General features: G+C 60.1%; 13 protein-coding genes and 3 pseudogenes. 4 read left to right on the forward strand and 12 right to left on the reverse strand.

Annotation, left to right across the window (positions count from 1 at the left end):
* The first annotated feature begins 86 nt into the window (after positions 1–86).
* Positions 87–767 carry a VIT1/CCC1 transporter family protein gene (locus tag BMW76_RS35270; RefSeq protein ID WP_090873454.1) on the forward strand — a complete coding sequence of 227 codons (681 nt, stop codon included), beginning with the start codon at positions 87–89 and terminating at the stop codon, positions 765–767.
* Between the two features lie 849 nt (positions 768–1,616).
* Here the strand turns inward: BMW76_RS35270 and mgtA are convergent.
* From mgtA to BMW76_RS35295, 7 genes and pseudogenes are all read right to left on the reverse strand, one after another.
* Positions 1,617–4,289 (reverse strand): magnesium-translocating P-type ATPase, encoded by a 2,673-nt coding sequence (gene mgtA / locus BMW76_RS35275; protein ID WP_090873455.1) that lies wholly within the window; start codon positions 4,287–4,289, stop codon positions 1,617–1,619.
* Positions 4,290–4,622: 333 nt separating this feature from the next.
* Entirely contained in the window at positions 4,623–4,790 is a 168-nt protein-coding gene (locus tag BMW76_RS40710; protein ID WP_407669069.1) for a hypothetical protein, read from the reverse strand.
* Positions 4,787–5,158 (reverse strand): annotated as a pseudogene (locus BMW76_RS35280) (ABC transporter permease); the annotation flags it as partial. The pseudogene BMW76_RS35280 and the gene BMW76_RS40710, both read right to left, overlap by 4 nt.
* A complete protein-coding gene (locus BMW76_RS40715; RefSeq protein WP_143062404.1) occupies positions 5,106–5,270 on the reverse strand; it encodes a DUF3564 family protein in 165 nt (54 codons plus the stop codon). The pseudogene BMW76_RS35280 and the gene BMW76_RS40715, both read right to left, overlap by 53 nt.
* A 48-nt stretch (positions 5,271–5,318) precedes the next feature.
* On the reverse strand, positions 5,319–5,663 hold the full coding sequence (locus BMW76_RS35285) for a c-type cytochrome (RefSeq protein ID WP_090873456.1): 345 nt from the start codon (positions 5,661–5,663) through the stop codon (positions 5,319–5,321).
* 115 nt (positions 5,664–5,778) lie between these two features.
* Positions 5,779–6,810: an Acg family FMN-binding oxidoreductase gene (locus BMW76_RS35290; RefSeq protein WP_090873457.1), complete on the reverse strand. Its 1,032-nt coding sequence runs from the start codon at positions 6,808–6,810 to the stop codon at positions 5,779–5,781.
* Positions 6,811–6,953: 143 nt separating this feature from the next.
* A pseudogene (locus BMW76_RS35295) lies at positions 6,954–7,280 on the reverse strand (response regulator transcription factor).
* A gap of 4 nt (positions 7,281–7,284) precedes the next feature.
* Here BMW76_RS35295 and BMW76_RS35300 point away from each other — a divergent pair.
* Positions 7,285–7,470 carry a type 2 periplasmic-binding domain-containing protein gene (locus tag BMW76_RS35300; protein WP_090873458.1) on the forward strand — a complete coding sequence of 62 codons (186 nt, stop codon included), beginning with the start codon at positions 7,285–7,287 and terminating at the stop codon, positions 7,468–7,470.
* A gap of 199 nt (positions 7,471–7,669) precedes the next feature.
* Here the strand turns inward: BMW76_RS35300 and BMW76_RS35305 are convergent.
* Positions 7,670–8,398 (reverse strand): annotated as a pseudogene (locus tag BMW76_RS35305) (molybdopterin-dependent oxidoreductase); the annotation flags it as partial.
* 108 nt (positions 8,399–8,506) lie between these two features.
* Here BMW76_RS35305 and BMW76_RS35310 point away from each other — a divergent pair.
* Complete coding sequence (locus BMW76_RS35310) at positions 8,507–8,704, forward strand: hypothetical protein (RefSeq protein ID WP_090873459.1); 198 nt, start codon at positions 8,507–8,509, stop codon at positions 8,702–8,704.
* A gap of 9 nt (positions 8,705–8,713) precedes the next feature.
* On the opposite strand, the gene BMW76_RS35315 is transcribed toward BMW76_RS35310, so the two are convergent.
* The 4 genes from BMW76_RS35315 to BMW76_RS35330 form a co-directional block, all read right to left on the reverse strand.
* Complete coding sequence (locus BMW76_RS35315; protein WP_090873460.1) at positions 8,714–10,210, reverse strand: hybrid sensor histidine kinase/response regulator; 1,497 nt, start codon at positions 10,208–10,210, stop codon at positions 8,714–8,716.
* On the reverse strand, positions 10,207–10,659 hold the full coding sequence (locus BMW76_RS35320; RefSeq protein ID WP_090873461.1) for a response regulator: 453 nt from the start codon (positions 10,657–10,659) through the stop codon (positions 10,207–10,209). The genes BMW76_RS35315 and BMW76_RS35320 overlap by 4 nt, the downstream gene beginning before the upstream one ends.
* 3 nt (positions 10,660–10,662) lie before the next feature.
* Positions 10,663–12,174, reverse strand: a complete 1,512-nt coding sequence (locus tag BMW76_RS35325; protein WP_090873462.1) for a sensor histidine kinase — start codon at positions 12,172–12,174, stop codon at positions 10,663–10,665.
* 514 nt (positions 12,175–12,688) lie between these two features.
* Positions 12,689–12,955: a hypothetical protein gene (locus tag BMW76_RS35330; protein WP_245763524.1), complete on the reverse strand. Its 267-nt coding sequence runs from the start codon at positions 12,953–12,955 to the stop codon at positions 12,689–12,691.
* Positions 12,956–13,308: 353 nt separating this feature from the next.
* Between BMW76_RS35330 and BMW76_RS35335 the strand changes: the two genes are divergently transcribed.
* Positions 13,309–13,629: a hypothetical protein gene (locus tag BMW76_RS35335; protein WP_090873495.1), complete on the forward strand. Its 321-nt coding sequence runs from the start codon at positions 13,309–13,311 to the stop codon at positions 13,627–13,629.
* Positions 13,630–13,716: the final 87 nt, after the last annotated feature.

Here is a 13,716-nt window from a genome sequence, read left to right on the forward strand (position 1 = left end):
AAACTGAAGGGTAGCGTAGCATGCCGGCAGTCCACGTCGGCAGCGGGCGCAAGGTCGTCGCGTTACCTGTCCTGAGTCGAGGCCCTATGAGCACCGTCACACCGGCCGGACACGCTGAACCCGAGCAGCGCCAACCGGTCCTTAATACCGTCGACCGCGTCTGCGAAGTGTGTTTTGGTCTTTTCATGGCATTGACGTTCATCGGCGCCGTCAAGGCAGTCGCCGCCGGCGAAGATGCCGGGTACAAGATGTTCCTCGCCGCACTCGGGTGCAATCTCGCCTGGGGTCTCGCCGACGCAGTGATGTATCTCGTACGTACGCTCGCCGATCGAGGTCAACGCCTGAAACTCGCACTGACCGTGCGGCGGGCGGAAGACCATGCGGCCGCCGTGCGTGCGCTGCGCGACGCATTGCCTGACACCCTGGAACCGCTAGTCGAAGACGCTGACCTCGAGCGGATTCGTGCACGCCTGGCGGACATGCCGACGCTCCCATCTAGAGCGAATTTCGTGCGCGATGACTTCGTCGGCGCGCTGGGCATCTTTGTGCTTGTCGTCCTCGGAACATTCCCGGTTGCGGTGCCGTTTCTCGTCGTCAAGGATCTTACGACGGCACTGATCGCCTCGCGCGTGCTCACACTCGTGATGCTTTTCACCGCGGGCTTTGCGCTGGGGCGTTACACCGGAGCAGGGGCAACGAAGGCAGGCTTCGCCATGATCGCACTTGGTGTCGTGCTGACGATTGCAATCATTGCGCTGGGCGGGTAGTCGACGAGCCGAAGCCTTATTTGGCGTGGTAACAGCATCGAACATCCAATAGATGTCGCCTGCGGCGATGCGGCAAAACAGTCGTTAACCCGCCATGTAACTCGTCTTGCGAGTGCGTCTTCGCCCTGCGAGGAGATTGGACTATTTCCCGCACGCCGAAGCGCGTTGTGGTCGGCACTGCACCGGCACAGAAGCCTCTCCGGCATTACTATCGACGGGTCGACTGGCTTCCGGAATGCTCGCACATTGCTTTCTGTCTCAGGCCTTTTCGTTGAACAGTCAACTTGACGTACGTCAATTGAGCGGCGAGGCGCAGAGGTAAGTTTACCCGTATCGGCAATTGCTGGCGGCTGTCGCCGAGTCGCAGGAACGTAGACGATGAGGTATGCCGCGCGGACGCCGCCCCCGTGCCGGCACGGGCGACTAACACTGGCGAGGCAAACACCATGGGATTTTTGTTACTAGCCGCAATCTTCGTTACATCGGCTGGATTCCTTTTCAGTGATTCACTAGCACCGGCGCCGCCGGCGGCGATTGCGCCAGCCCCTGCTTCAGAGCCAGGAGAAGACGAGACCACTTCCCCGCAGTCGCGTCGCGAGCTGCCCGGGATGAATGCTCCACTCCGTCAACAGGAACCTGAGCCATCCTCCCCAATACGGCGTCGAACAAATGCATAAGCATGGAATGCGAAAAACTCGCAGACTTCACAACAATCCGGCAGGCGATTCAAATTACCGCGTAATGGTGAGCGATCGTCAACTATCCGGACCTCGCGTGACAGTCTCCCGTGGCAGGGCGATCCGTGTCGCGCGACACATGGCCGCAGCCCGGGCTGGCAAATGCAACTCGTCAATTTAATCCAAAGCGCCGCGAAAACCATGTTTTCGTCAAATGAGTGAACGACGCGTAGCTGAACAGGATGAGAACGAGCGCTGGCCAATACGTCCACGGCAATGGAACAAAGCCGAGAACATTTCCAAGCGAGGTAAAAGGCAGTATCACGCCGACAGTGGCAACGATCAGGCTTGTCGTCATGAGCGCCGGACTCGCGCGGCTCTCGAGAAACGGCACCTTTGCGGTGCGGATGATGTGGATGATCAGCGTCTGCGTGAGCAGGGACTCGACGAACCAGCCGGTTTGAAAGAGTGCCGGCTTGTCCCATGCGTCGAAGACGCGGAGCATCATGAAATAGGTCACGTAGTCGAATAGGGAACTGATCGGACCGATCAGAAGCATGAACTTCACGATGTTCCCGAGATCCCACTGGCGGGGCATGCTGAGATATTCCGCGTCGACGTTATCGGTCGGAATGGCCGTTTGGGAGAAGTCGTAAAGCAGATTATTGGTGAGTACCTGAATCGGCGCCATCGGCAGAAACGGCAGAATGATACTTGCGCCAAGCACGCTGAACATATTGCCGAAATTCGAGCTTGCTCCCATCTTGATGTACTTGGTGATGTTGCCGAATACCTTGCGTCCTTCCAGCACGCCGTCGTTCAGCACGGCAAGGCTCTTTTCGAGCAGAATGATGTCGGCGGAATCTTTGGCGATGTCGACGGCGCTATCGACTGACACGCCGACATCCGAAGCCTTGAGCGCGGGCCCGTCGTTGATACCGTCCCCAAGAAAGCCGACAACGTGCCCTTTGCTATGCAGCGCGTCGACGATAGAAGCCTTCTGCGACGGAGACAGTTTCGCGAAAACGGATGCCTTTTCCGCCAGATCCGCGAGTTCGGCTTGGGAGAGCAACTCCAGTTGCTTGCCGAGCACGATGCGATCGACGGCGATTCCCACTTCGTGACAGATCTTCCGGGTCACAATGTCGTTGTCGCCTGTGAGAATCTTTACCTGAACACCGCTCGCCTTCAATGCTGCAATTGCGGCCGCGGCCGTTTCTTTGGGCGGGTCGAGAAATGCAATGAAGCCGAGAAGCGTCAGATCGGTCTCGTCGGCAACTGAATAAGCCGTTTGATCTGGCGGCATGGCTTTATAAGCGACGGCGACCACGCGAAAGCCATCCGAATTGAGCTCGTCGGTGATCTGCTTTGTCGCGGCGTAGTGGCGCTCGTCGAGCGCATCGGTATCGCCGTCAATCGCGTAGCACGAACAAACGGAGAAAATCTCTTCGACGGCGCCCTTGCAGATCATGATGTGTGCGCCATCGTCCCGCGCGAGGACTACGGACATGCGGCGGCGCTCGAAATCGAACGGCATCTCGTCGATCTTGACGAACTGCTCATGAACCTTGAGCTGTTCGTGTAGCTCGACATGATTCAACACGGCGACGTCGAGAAGATTTTTCAGACCCGACTGATGCACGCTGTTCAGGTATGCATACTCCAGTACATGATCCGATTCGTTACCGTGAATGTCGAGATGACGTTTGAGAATGATGTGATCTTGCGTGAGCGTGCCTGTCTTGTCAGTGCAGAGTACGTCCAATGCGCCGAAGTTCTGGATCGCATTCAATCGCTTGACGATGACTTTTTTCCGCGACATGTCGATCGCCCCTTTGGCGAGATTGACGGTCACGATCATCGGAAGCATCTCGGGCGTGAGTCCCACAGCCACAGCGACCGCGAAGAGCAGCGCGTCAAACCAGTTGCCTTTGGTCAGGCCATTGATGACGAACACGAGCGGGACCATGACCAGAATGAAGCGAAGCATCAGCCAGGTGAATCGCGTCACGCCCTTGTCGAAGCTGGTCTCTGTTCGCTGTGCTGCAACCACGTCGGCAATGCGGCCGAACATGGTGGTCTTTCCCGTCAACACCACGACCCCGCAGCCAACACCACTGACGATTGCGCTGCCCATAAAGCAGATGCTGGGCAATTCGAAATGGGAGTCGACGGGCGCCGCATGAACGTGTGGTGCTTTTTCGAGCGGCATGGCTTCGCCCGTCAACGCGGACTGATTGACGAACAGATCGCGAGCGGAAATCAGCCGGAGGTCGGCGGGCACGAGATCGCCTGCCGATAGCCGAACGATGTCGCCCGGAACGAGCTGCTCGATTGGTATGTCGACCTGAGACGAGCCGGTTTCCTTCGATCGCCTGATGACTGTGGCCGTCGTGCGCACCATTTTGCGCAGCGAGTCGGCGGCTTTGTTCGATCGGTGTTCCTGCACAAAGCCCAGCGAGATGCTGAGCGTGACCATTGCCGCGATCATGATCGCCGCGTGTGGGTCGCCGAGCGCGTAAGATGCTGCGGCGAGCGATAAAAGCAGGAGGTTAAGCGGATTGATCGTTCGGTTGGTGAGTTCTCCGATGATCGTGTGGCGTGCTTCGTGGACGACCTGATTGGGGCCATACGTGCGTAGTCGCTGCTGCGCTTCGTCGGCGTCGAGTCCCGATGCGGTGCTGTGCAGCCGTGCCAACGCTTCATCGGGCGACGACTGCGCGAATTCGGTGAGTGCTTCCGCGCTCGCCGCCGAAGGGTGGACAACAGTACGGGACGACTGTCCACGCCAGTTCAGGAACGCAGCGATGGTGTGCAATCCACGTTTTTCGGCTGTCAGCGTCATGATCGCGTGTGTCTCTGATCGGGCAGGAATGCCCGAATCAACAGTCAAATAGAGGAAAGTGAACAGCCTGTACGTCGTAACCAGCCTCACGATTAAGAGCCGAGGCGATCGACGAACGATTGACGTAAGTCAATCGCGCCGGGGAATCGGCCGTCGTTGTCAGAGAAACGTCATATTGGCCGTCGAGACTGGGCGGGTTCATGTACCCCGGGTTGTCATGATGCAAAAGAACGAGACGATCTCTGTGTTGGGAGAGCGCGGCTTGCTGTTGCCAGGCTGGATCAAGGCGGCACTCTCTGCGAACAACCGTCTGAAGCTCTATCTGAGCGTGCTTCAGGCGGCATTGGCGCACGCCGACGATCCCAATACCGGTGCATCCGAATTGCCGAATGGCATCGTGATCGTCGTCAGGATCGGCAGCGTGGCGAGAAAGAGCACGATTGTCGCGAGCAGTCCTGTGAGCCGGCCGGGCATGGCCGCGGGAATACGCAAGATTCTCATGAGTGGGACTCGCCGTGGCGTTGCAGCGTGCGCACGAGCCGTTGCCAGATGGCCATCACGGCGAGTGTCGCCACCATCAGCACGACACCCGACGCGGATGCGGCATGCCAGTTCAGCAGCGGCGCCGCATGGTCATGCACCAGTACGGCGAGCATCGGGACGCGCCGTCCGCGGAGCAGCAGCGGCACCTCAAATGCGCTCGCGTTGTAGGCGAACAGGAGCAGCGCCCCGGACACGAGCCCTGGCATGGCCAGCGGCAGCACCACATCACGCATCGTCTGCCAGCGTGTGGCGCCAGGTGTGGCGGCCGCCTCTTCATACGAGTGCGATATCGCGCGCATCGCGCTCCAATTCGGCAGCACGGCGATCGCCCGATGCTGAAACGACTCGCTCAAATCTCATCGCGCGGTCCAGCCAGAGAATCGCGTAGACGGCGGGATCGGGGCATTCGAATATATCGAGGTGGATGGTGACTCCCATCGATTGCTCCCTTCACAGGCTGGATTCAAGACTCTTGCAACGCTCGCATCATTGGGACATGACCCATTCGATCAGCGTATGTGCGTCTTGTGCGGAAAGCGGCCCGCCGCGCTCGGCAGGCAACGGCATCGCCATGTCGCCCCAGTGCGCGCGACCGCCCATTCGCAGCTTGTGTTCGAGCATCGCCGTGGCGTTCGGCACGCCGCGATAGCGGTCGGCGATCTGATGAAACGACGGCGCGAGGAACGGCGCATCCGACGTATGGCAGAACATGCAATGCTGCTGATCGACCAGTTCCGTCGGTTCGTTGCGTTGCGCGAGCGCGGTCTGCGATGTCGCCAGCAACACGCTGCACGCGCAAACGAGCAACACGGATAAACGCGCACGGATCACGTTGAAGCCTCCTTGTTGGCGGACAGCTTCAATCTATCGCGCGACACATCGGGGCCATTGAGGCAGGTCAACGGATTCAGTGAGAGTCGGACGATGACAAGCGATCGTGAGCGTGTCAAAACACCACGTCGGACAGGGGCCGTCTTGGTGCATGACCGACCTGCGGGCCGCGTCCGACGCGCAGCAGCAACTGCGGTATCGCATCGACGCGCAGCAGGACTTTGAGCCGTTCGCGCAGCGCGCCGACTTCGACGGGCTGGTTCAGGTATGACGCGGTGAGTCCTTCCGCCGCCGCGACCAGCAGCATCCGCTCGAGCGCCTGCCCGGTCGCGAGCCACGCCTCCTTGTCGTCTCGCGACGTGGCGATGCCCACGATCAGCGGCGACCCTTCGACGAGATGGTGGTGACTCGCAGGCATGCCCGCGCCGACGTCGAATACGCGCACCACGGACGTGACGAGCGGCATCGCATAGTCGAGCAGGTCGCGCGCGGCCGCGCCGTAGGCGGGCATGCCGTCACCGCGTCGCTGCGGGTGAATCCAGCTTGCCAGCTCCCGCCGGAAGCGCGGATCGGCGAACTGGTCTTGGTCGGCTTCGGCGATCAGTTGCGCGATCGTCTGACGTTCGGCGCGGTCCTCCACACAACTTGCGATCGCGCCTTCTGCATCGCATGCGTCGATCAGCTTCTGCTGTACTTCTGCGGACACGGGTTCGTCGACGAATGGCGCACGTGTCGTGACGCGCGCCGTCAGCGCAACGAAGAGATCGGGCAGCCGCGCATCGCAATGCCCATCGCGCGACACGCGCACGAGCGCCACGATGTCGGGATCGGAATCGGACGGAAACAGCGTGATCGCATACGCGACGCCCAGCCGGCATAACGCAACGCGCAAGTTGAACAGCGCCGCGCCGCAACTGATGATCATCTCGCGATCGAACGGATCGACGACGGGAAGCGCGCGCAGGCGGTCGGCGCACACCTGCACGGTGTCGCCGTCGACGATGAATCGCCACGGCTGCGTGTTGTGATTCGACGGCGCAAGCACCGCGTATTGCAGCGCGAAGCGCAATTGCTGATCCAGAGGCGCGGAGCGGTCGAAACGCCGCTCGTCGATCTTCCATGCGGAAAGTTGCGCAGCGTGCATCATCTCGACGCCTCCTCTGGAAACGGTGCCCGCAGACATGCGGTGCCTGCAGCAATCGTGTCACTTCGAATCGCGACACGCTTGAGGCAGGTCAACGTTCCAGACGGGCTCGCCGAGCGGAGATGAACGGGCGCTGTCGCGCGACGCTAGATGTCGTTTTCGTCGTCGAACAGCTTGTGGCGGATTGCATAGCGCACAAGTCCGTTCTCGTTCGGCTTTTGCATCTTTTCGAGCACGCGTGTCTTGTGCGTGCTGACGGTCTTGACGCTCGCGCACCCTTGATCTGCTTGATGTGCTCAATGCCGTTTCGTACCGGCATCAACAGATCGAGCACGAGCACCTGCGCATCCGTTGAGCGCACCAGCGCGATCGTCGTGACGCTGTCTCAGGCTTCGCCCGCGACTTCATCCGCTGGCTTGCTGGAGGATATGGCGCAGCCCGTCTCGTACGAGCGTATGGTCATCGGCGAGCAATACTTTGGGTGCGGGTTCGGATCTCGATACGGGACTGGCGCCCTATGCGTATGTGGACGACGGTGGAGAGCCGCACGGCATGGCGCTCGACTGTATCCGCTATCTGGCGGACAAGCCGGGGATCACTTTCGTGCGCGAGCGCCTGCCTGATTTCGCCTTGACGGTGGCTTTCCAGACTTCGAATCACTGAACGCGGCCGTGTGCGCGGGCTCTGTGGATATCGCCGCCGATGCCCCGCATCGGCGAGCGAAAAAGCGGTTGCGCCGAATATCGTCCGTCAGAAAGAGAACGGCCCCGCGATCTGCCGCTGGATCGGCCCCGTAATCATCCAGCGGCGCACGATGCGCTAGGCTTCGGGACCCGGCAGACGCGTTGTAGCTGACCGTTTAGCTTTCGATGCCGCTCCACGTCGGCGAGCTGATGACCTTGCGCGGTTGCGCCTGCACGTCGCGATAGCGGATCTTTTCGTCTTCGCGATAGAGCGCGAGGGGATGGTGATCGCGCCCGGTTGCCTTCGACAGCGCTTCGCACGCCTTCACGGCAACGTGTCCGTTCGTTTCTGGCGCGAGTTGCAGGATCACTTCGCATGCGTCGATGTCGGACACGATGCGCGGCATGCCCTTCCTCGAACCTTCCGCTTCCGTGATGCCGTTGAGCTGGCCCAGCTGCTTGACCTCCGTTTCCGTTTTCTACGCGATGCCCTTGCCGCCGTTGCCTACCTTGTTCATCAGCGGGTCGAGCGCGGTGAAGCGCTTGTACAGGTTCGGATAGTCGCGCTCGACCACGGCGACCTGCGGCGCGGTCTTGCCCGGAATCAGCTCGCATTCGCCCTTGTGCCGTTCCTTCACGCCGAACGGTTGCGCGAGCTCGGCGGGCGAGTCGTGCATCAGCGGCGTGAGCACGACGTCCTGCTCGACGCCGAGATGCCCGACGCACACTTCGCTGAAGGCTTTCGCAAATCCCTTGTAGATTTCCCAGTCGGAGCGCGACTGCCAGACAGGATCGACGGCGGCCGAAAGCGGACGGATGAACGGATGCATGTCACTGGTGTTGAGGTCGTTCTTCTCGTACCAGCTTGCGGTCGGCAGCACGATGTCCGAGTACAGGCACGCACTATTGTTGCCGCGGCCGCTCGCGAGCGCACCAGGAACCTGAATCTCGACGCCTTGGTGCGTACCCGCATTGCCGCCGCCGATGGTCATGCGCTCATCCCTCTGACCCATGCCGTGAGCGCGACAAGCGAAGCGGCAACGGGAGAAATCGCGTTCGACGAGGCGCGCGAACGCCGCGCGGCTGGCGCATCGGTGATCCTGGTACGCCGCGATCCCGAAACGGAGGGGTACGGTCTATGCGGAGCCGTGCAGACGGTCGTCGAGCGGCTTGTCGACTTGCAGGCCCGCCTCGCGAGACTGCGGGCGCAATAGACTGTCGACTCAACGCGGAACGCCTCGCGACGTTTCATGGTCCCTCGCTCCCACGGCGGCAAGCGGCAGCCTGACGGTTATCGTAAAGCCTCGATCAGGGGCCGTCTGAACTTTCAGCTCACCGCGCAGGGCGGTAGCACGCTCACGCATACCCAACAGGCCGAACGAGTTTGATGCCGGTCGCGCGTCGCCCCGGCAGCCGCGACCGTTGTCTGCGATGCAGACAATGCAGTCTCGATCGTTGTGCGCGATGTCGACTCTGACCTCGCTCGCGCCCGAATGGCGTGCGACGTTGGTCAGCGCCTCCTGGACGATACGGAAAACCGCTGTCGAGCTATCGTCATTGAAGTCGATATCGTCTGCATCGATGCGCTGCGCGACGCGTACGCCATACAGAGACGAGAACCGTTCGATGAGCCATTCGATTGCAGGGATCAGGCCGAGATCATCCAGCATGGCTGGGCGCAGGTCGGTCGCTATCCGTCTCACGGAGACAACGAGCTGATCGATCAACGCGTAGACGTTGCTCATGTCCGCTTGAGTGGTCGGACCATCGGCACCGTCGACGCGGCCCTGGCTCCTCGCGCACTCCAGCTTCAACGCAGCCAGTTGCTGGCCAAGATCGTCGTGCAGCTCTCGCGCGATGCGGGTTTTTTCCTCTTCGCGTGCGCGCTGGATGTTCGCTGACAGTCGCTGCAACTCTTCGCGCGACTCTCGCAGCGCTTCCTCGGCGAGCCGCCGTTCCGTCACGTCGATGATCCAGCCGACCATGCGATAGGCCTCGCCCGATGGACTCCACAGTGCGTGCCCTCGCGAATGGATCCACCGAAATTCGCCGGATTTCGTGCGTACCCGATACTCGATGTCGTATGCGCGCTTTTGCTCGAGATGCGCTGCGAGGCTTTCTCTTACCCGGTCGACATCGTCGGGGTGAATTGCGTCCAGCACGGCCTGATTCAGGCCCGGCAGCTCGTGCGCTTCATATCCGAGAATTTCCCTGAAATGCGGTGAAAGATAGATCGCACCGGACTGCGGATTCCAGTCCCACAAGCCGGCGCTTGCCCCCCTCACTGCGAGCTGAAACCGTTCCTCGCTTTCCTTGAGCGCCATCGCGACGCGATGACGTTCAATCGCATAACGGATCGCACGGCCGAGTTCAGACGAGCTGATTTCCCGCTTCGAGAGGTAATCCTGCGCGCCGTCCTGAATCGCAAGCAGCCCGACCGACATGTCTTCGAGGCCGGTGAGCACCAGCACGGGCAGTTCAGGTGCCTTCTGGTGGAAACTCCTGAACGTGTCGATTCCTTTCGCGTCGGGCAGCCCCAGATCGAGCAGCACGATGTCGAAATGCGTCGGGATGATGCTTGAAAGGGCATCGGACAGGCGCTCCGCATGAACCAGCTTGTGCTGAAAGTCTTGCACATCGACGAGTGCCTCTTCGATCAACAACGCGTCGGTGGGGCTATCCTCAATGAGGAGAATCTGGATTTCCTGCGTCGTGTTCATGGTTTGACGGGAGGCAAGGTCACGACCCCGAACCAGAAGTCGCTGATTCTGCGCACGACGTCGACGAACTTTGTGAAGTCGACGGGTTTGGCAATGTAGCAGTTGGCATGCAGCCCATACGTCTTCGCTACATCTTCTTCTGACTTGGAAGTCGTCAACACGACGACGGGAATGTTCATCAGTTCCGGATCTGCCTTCAGTTCCTGCAATACTTCCCGCCCGCTCTTTTTGGGCAGGTTGAGATCGAGAATGATCAGACCCGGCCGGGGCGCATCACGATGCTTGCCTTCGCGACGTAGAAATTCCATTGCTGCCACGCCATCTTCGGCGACGTGCAGGGGATTGAGCAGCTTGTAATACTCGAAGGCTTCGCGCGTCATCATGACGTCCGTGGGGCTGTCCTCGACCAGAAGGATGTGGACGAGATCGTCGGCTGGCTGGGCAAGCATGGGCTACTCCTGCAGATTGGGTTGCGATCGAACGCCATCACAAGTCTTCGCATTCAGCGTGAAGAAGAACGTCGTGCCATTGCCGGGCGAAGATTCGACCCAGATGCGTCCTCCGTGCTGCTCGACGATTCGTTTGCAAAGTGCGAGGCCAATGCCCGTGCCCGGATAGTCGGAGCGGGAATGCAAGCGCTGGAAAATCATGAAAATACGCTCGAAGTACTGGGGATCGATGCCGATACCGTTGTCCTTCACAGAGATGATCCAATCGTTGCCTGCGCGTTCGGCGCCAATTTCGATCTGTACCGGCTGGTCCACGCGTCGAAATTTGATCGCGTTGCCCACCAGGTTCTGGAACAGCAGCGCCAGTTGCGTCGGGATCGCCATGACGGCAGGCAGTGTCCCGCGATTGATTCGCGCGCCGGATTCGTTCAGCACGACGCTCAGGCTCTTGAGCGCCTGATCGAGGGCGGCTTCGCACTCGGTCAACTGATGCGCGGCTCCCGATCGGCCGACGCGCGAGTAGGCGAGCAGGTCGTCGATCAGCTTCTGCATCCGGGTGGCGCCGTCTACCGCGTGAGTGATGAACTCGTCTGCACGCGCGTCGAGTTGTCCGGCATATCTGCGTTGCAGCAGTTGCAGCGGGCCGGCCACGGCGCGCAACGGCTCCTGGAGGTCATGCGATGCGACGTAAGCGAACTGTTCAAGGTCCTGGTTCGAACGCGCCAGTTCTTCCGTCCGGCTGATGAGTTCCTGCTCCGCTCGCTTTCGTTCCGTAATGTCGACAATCGCTGCCAGCACGAAGGTTTCTTCCGAAGTCCGGACCGGGTTCAGTCCGATCTCGACGGGAAATTCCGTGCCGTCCCGCCGACGACCGTAGAGATCACGACCGGTGCCCATTGGACGTGGCTTGAGCTCGTCAAAATACGCGGCGCGAAAGCCGTGATGATGAGTCTGGAAGCGTTCAGGGACGAGCGCTTCGATGGATCTTCCAAACAGCTCATCGCGAGCGTAGCCAAACAGCTTTTCGGTTTGTGCGTTGACGAGAACGATCCTGCCTCCGCGGTCCACCATCACCATTGCATTCGGCGCGGCCTCCACGACCTGACGGAAACGTTCTTCGAGACGCCTGCGCTCGGAGATGTCGACGATGGCCGCGAGGACGAACGTGCCCTCGGCGGTCGTGACGGGGTTGAGCCCGATTTCGACCGGGACTTCCCTACCGTCCTTTCGCCGCGCAAAAAGATCCCGGCCAGTGCCCATCGGTCTGCTACTCGGGTCGCCATAAAACATACGACGATATTCGTGATGCGCTGAACGCAGCCGTTCAGGCACGAGCATATCGACACTTTTACCAATCAGTTCACTGCGCGCGTAGCCGAACAGCTTTTCCGTCTGTGCGTTGACGAGCACGATCAGGCCGTCACGGTCGGCCATCACCATCGCGTTGGGCGCTGCTTCCACGACTTGCCGGAAGAGTTCGTGTGTCAGGCTGCTCAATTGCGTGTACGGTTCCATTCGCTCCTCATTGTCCGACGATGCAACCGCCAAACTTTGATTCTGATGATGGGTGCCAGTCTATGGCACCGACGCTCGCGGTGCCGTCGAGCCACCGAGCGTTGCAAAAATTCGACGAGGTTCAGAGAACACATGCGCACCGGAGCGGATGTCGCGAGAAACACATCCGTGGCGGATTTCTCGTCATTGACGATTCATATGTCACTTTATACCGCATATGAGGAAGGACATGACTCGCTCACCGCCGCCGGTCTGCACGGCTGCGCCGGGACTCATCACGCCCTTGACCCCGGGTTTTCCCCCAGTCTCGACCGCTGCTGAAAGTGAACAACGCAATCGAAATGCGTGGCCTCATGCAGAAATAGCATAGGCGAAAGGACATCCGGTATTCCGGGTTCGCCTCGAAGTTCCGGCCTGCTTATGCCACGCCTCAAGTGAAGTCTGGGCTGCGTGCAAGGCCAGCGTTCGGCAGATGGACCGGCCCTTGAGCAACGTCTTGTCAGCGACCGACGAATTAGTCGGAGCAATGTTCAAGGATCGCCTGATGCAGTTCCTCGACGAAGCGATGTAGTGAGGAAATCGAACCGGTCACGCTTTGATATCGCTCGTGGCCGATCTGTGCATCGAGCATGACAAGCATGCCGGCGCGCCTTGCGGCAGAAAGAATCGTGTCGTCAGTGAGCCGTTGCGCAGACTGGATTGCGCTTGCTTGCGAACCCTTGCAAATGACATCGCGATCGTTGTCGACGGACACATCGGCGACGGAAGTTGGGGATGACATGGCAATTCTCCCATCGGGCTCGCGTTAGAGATCGTTGTCACTCGTTATCGGTGGGCTGACACCAAGGCGGACTCCCGAGTCTTCAGTATTGGTCGCAACTGGCGATGCCCCAATAAGCAGAGGCCTAACCTCAAATAGGAGAAGCCGCGAAGCTATCGGAAAATTCCTACCGAAAAGTGAAGCCGCATGCCGGCAGACGATGGCTTCGAATCGACACGGTCGCCGTCGGGAGGTGATACGCGAGATTGTGATTGACTCAGGTCAACGACGACCGTCGGGGGGACGCCATGATGGCATCGGGGTTTGCGCGTATTGCGAGGCGCATCCAGCATCGATATCGCATGGAGACGAAGATGGGCATTGGCATGCAGATTGTCTATCTCGGCTTCTGCGGGACGAAGCAACTGGAATCAGAAGCCGCCGCCCAGCTAGTGCGGCTCGATCGCTACAGCGCGCTTGTGTCGAACTATCATCTGGCGATCGAAGCGATACGCTCGCAATCGGGAACGCCGACATACGATGTTCGCCTCGACCTCATCACGCCAGCGAATGACCTCGAACCCATTGGACACTGTTCAGGCGAGAACGCGGAGGAAGCGATTCGCCGTGCGTTCGACGTCGCAGAGAAGGAACTCCATATGGTCGCTGAGGCGGCAAGACTACGACGGCATTGAAACCAGGCATCGGCAACTCGATGCTGTGCGCGCCTGTAGGCGCCGCTTCTTCGGCTCGCGGTCGAATCGGAGAAGCTTCGTTGCCGC

It is taken from the genome of Paraburkholderia diazotrophica (assembly GCF_900108945.1).
GTDB lineage: Bacteria > Pseudomonadota > Gammaproteobacteria > Burkholderiales > Burkholderiaceae > Paraburkholderia > Paraburkholderia diazotrophica.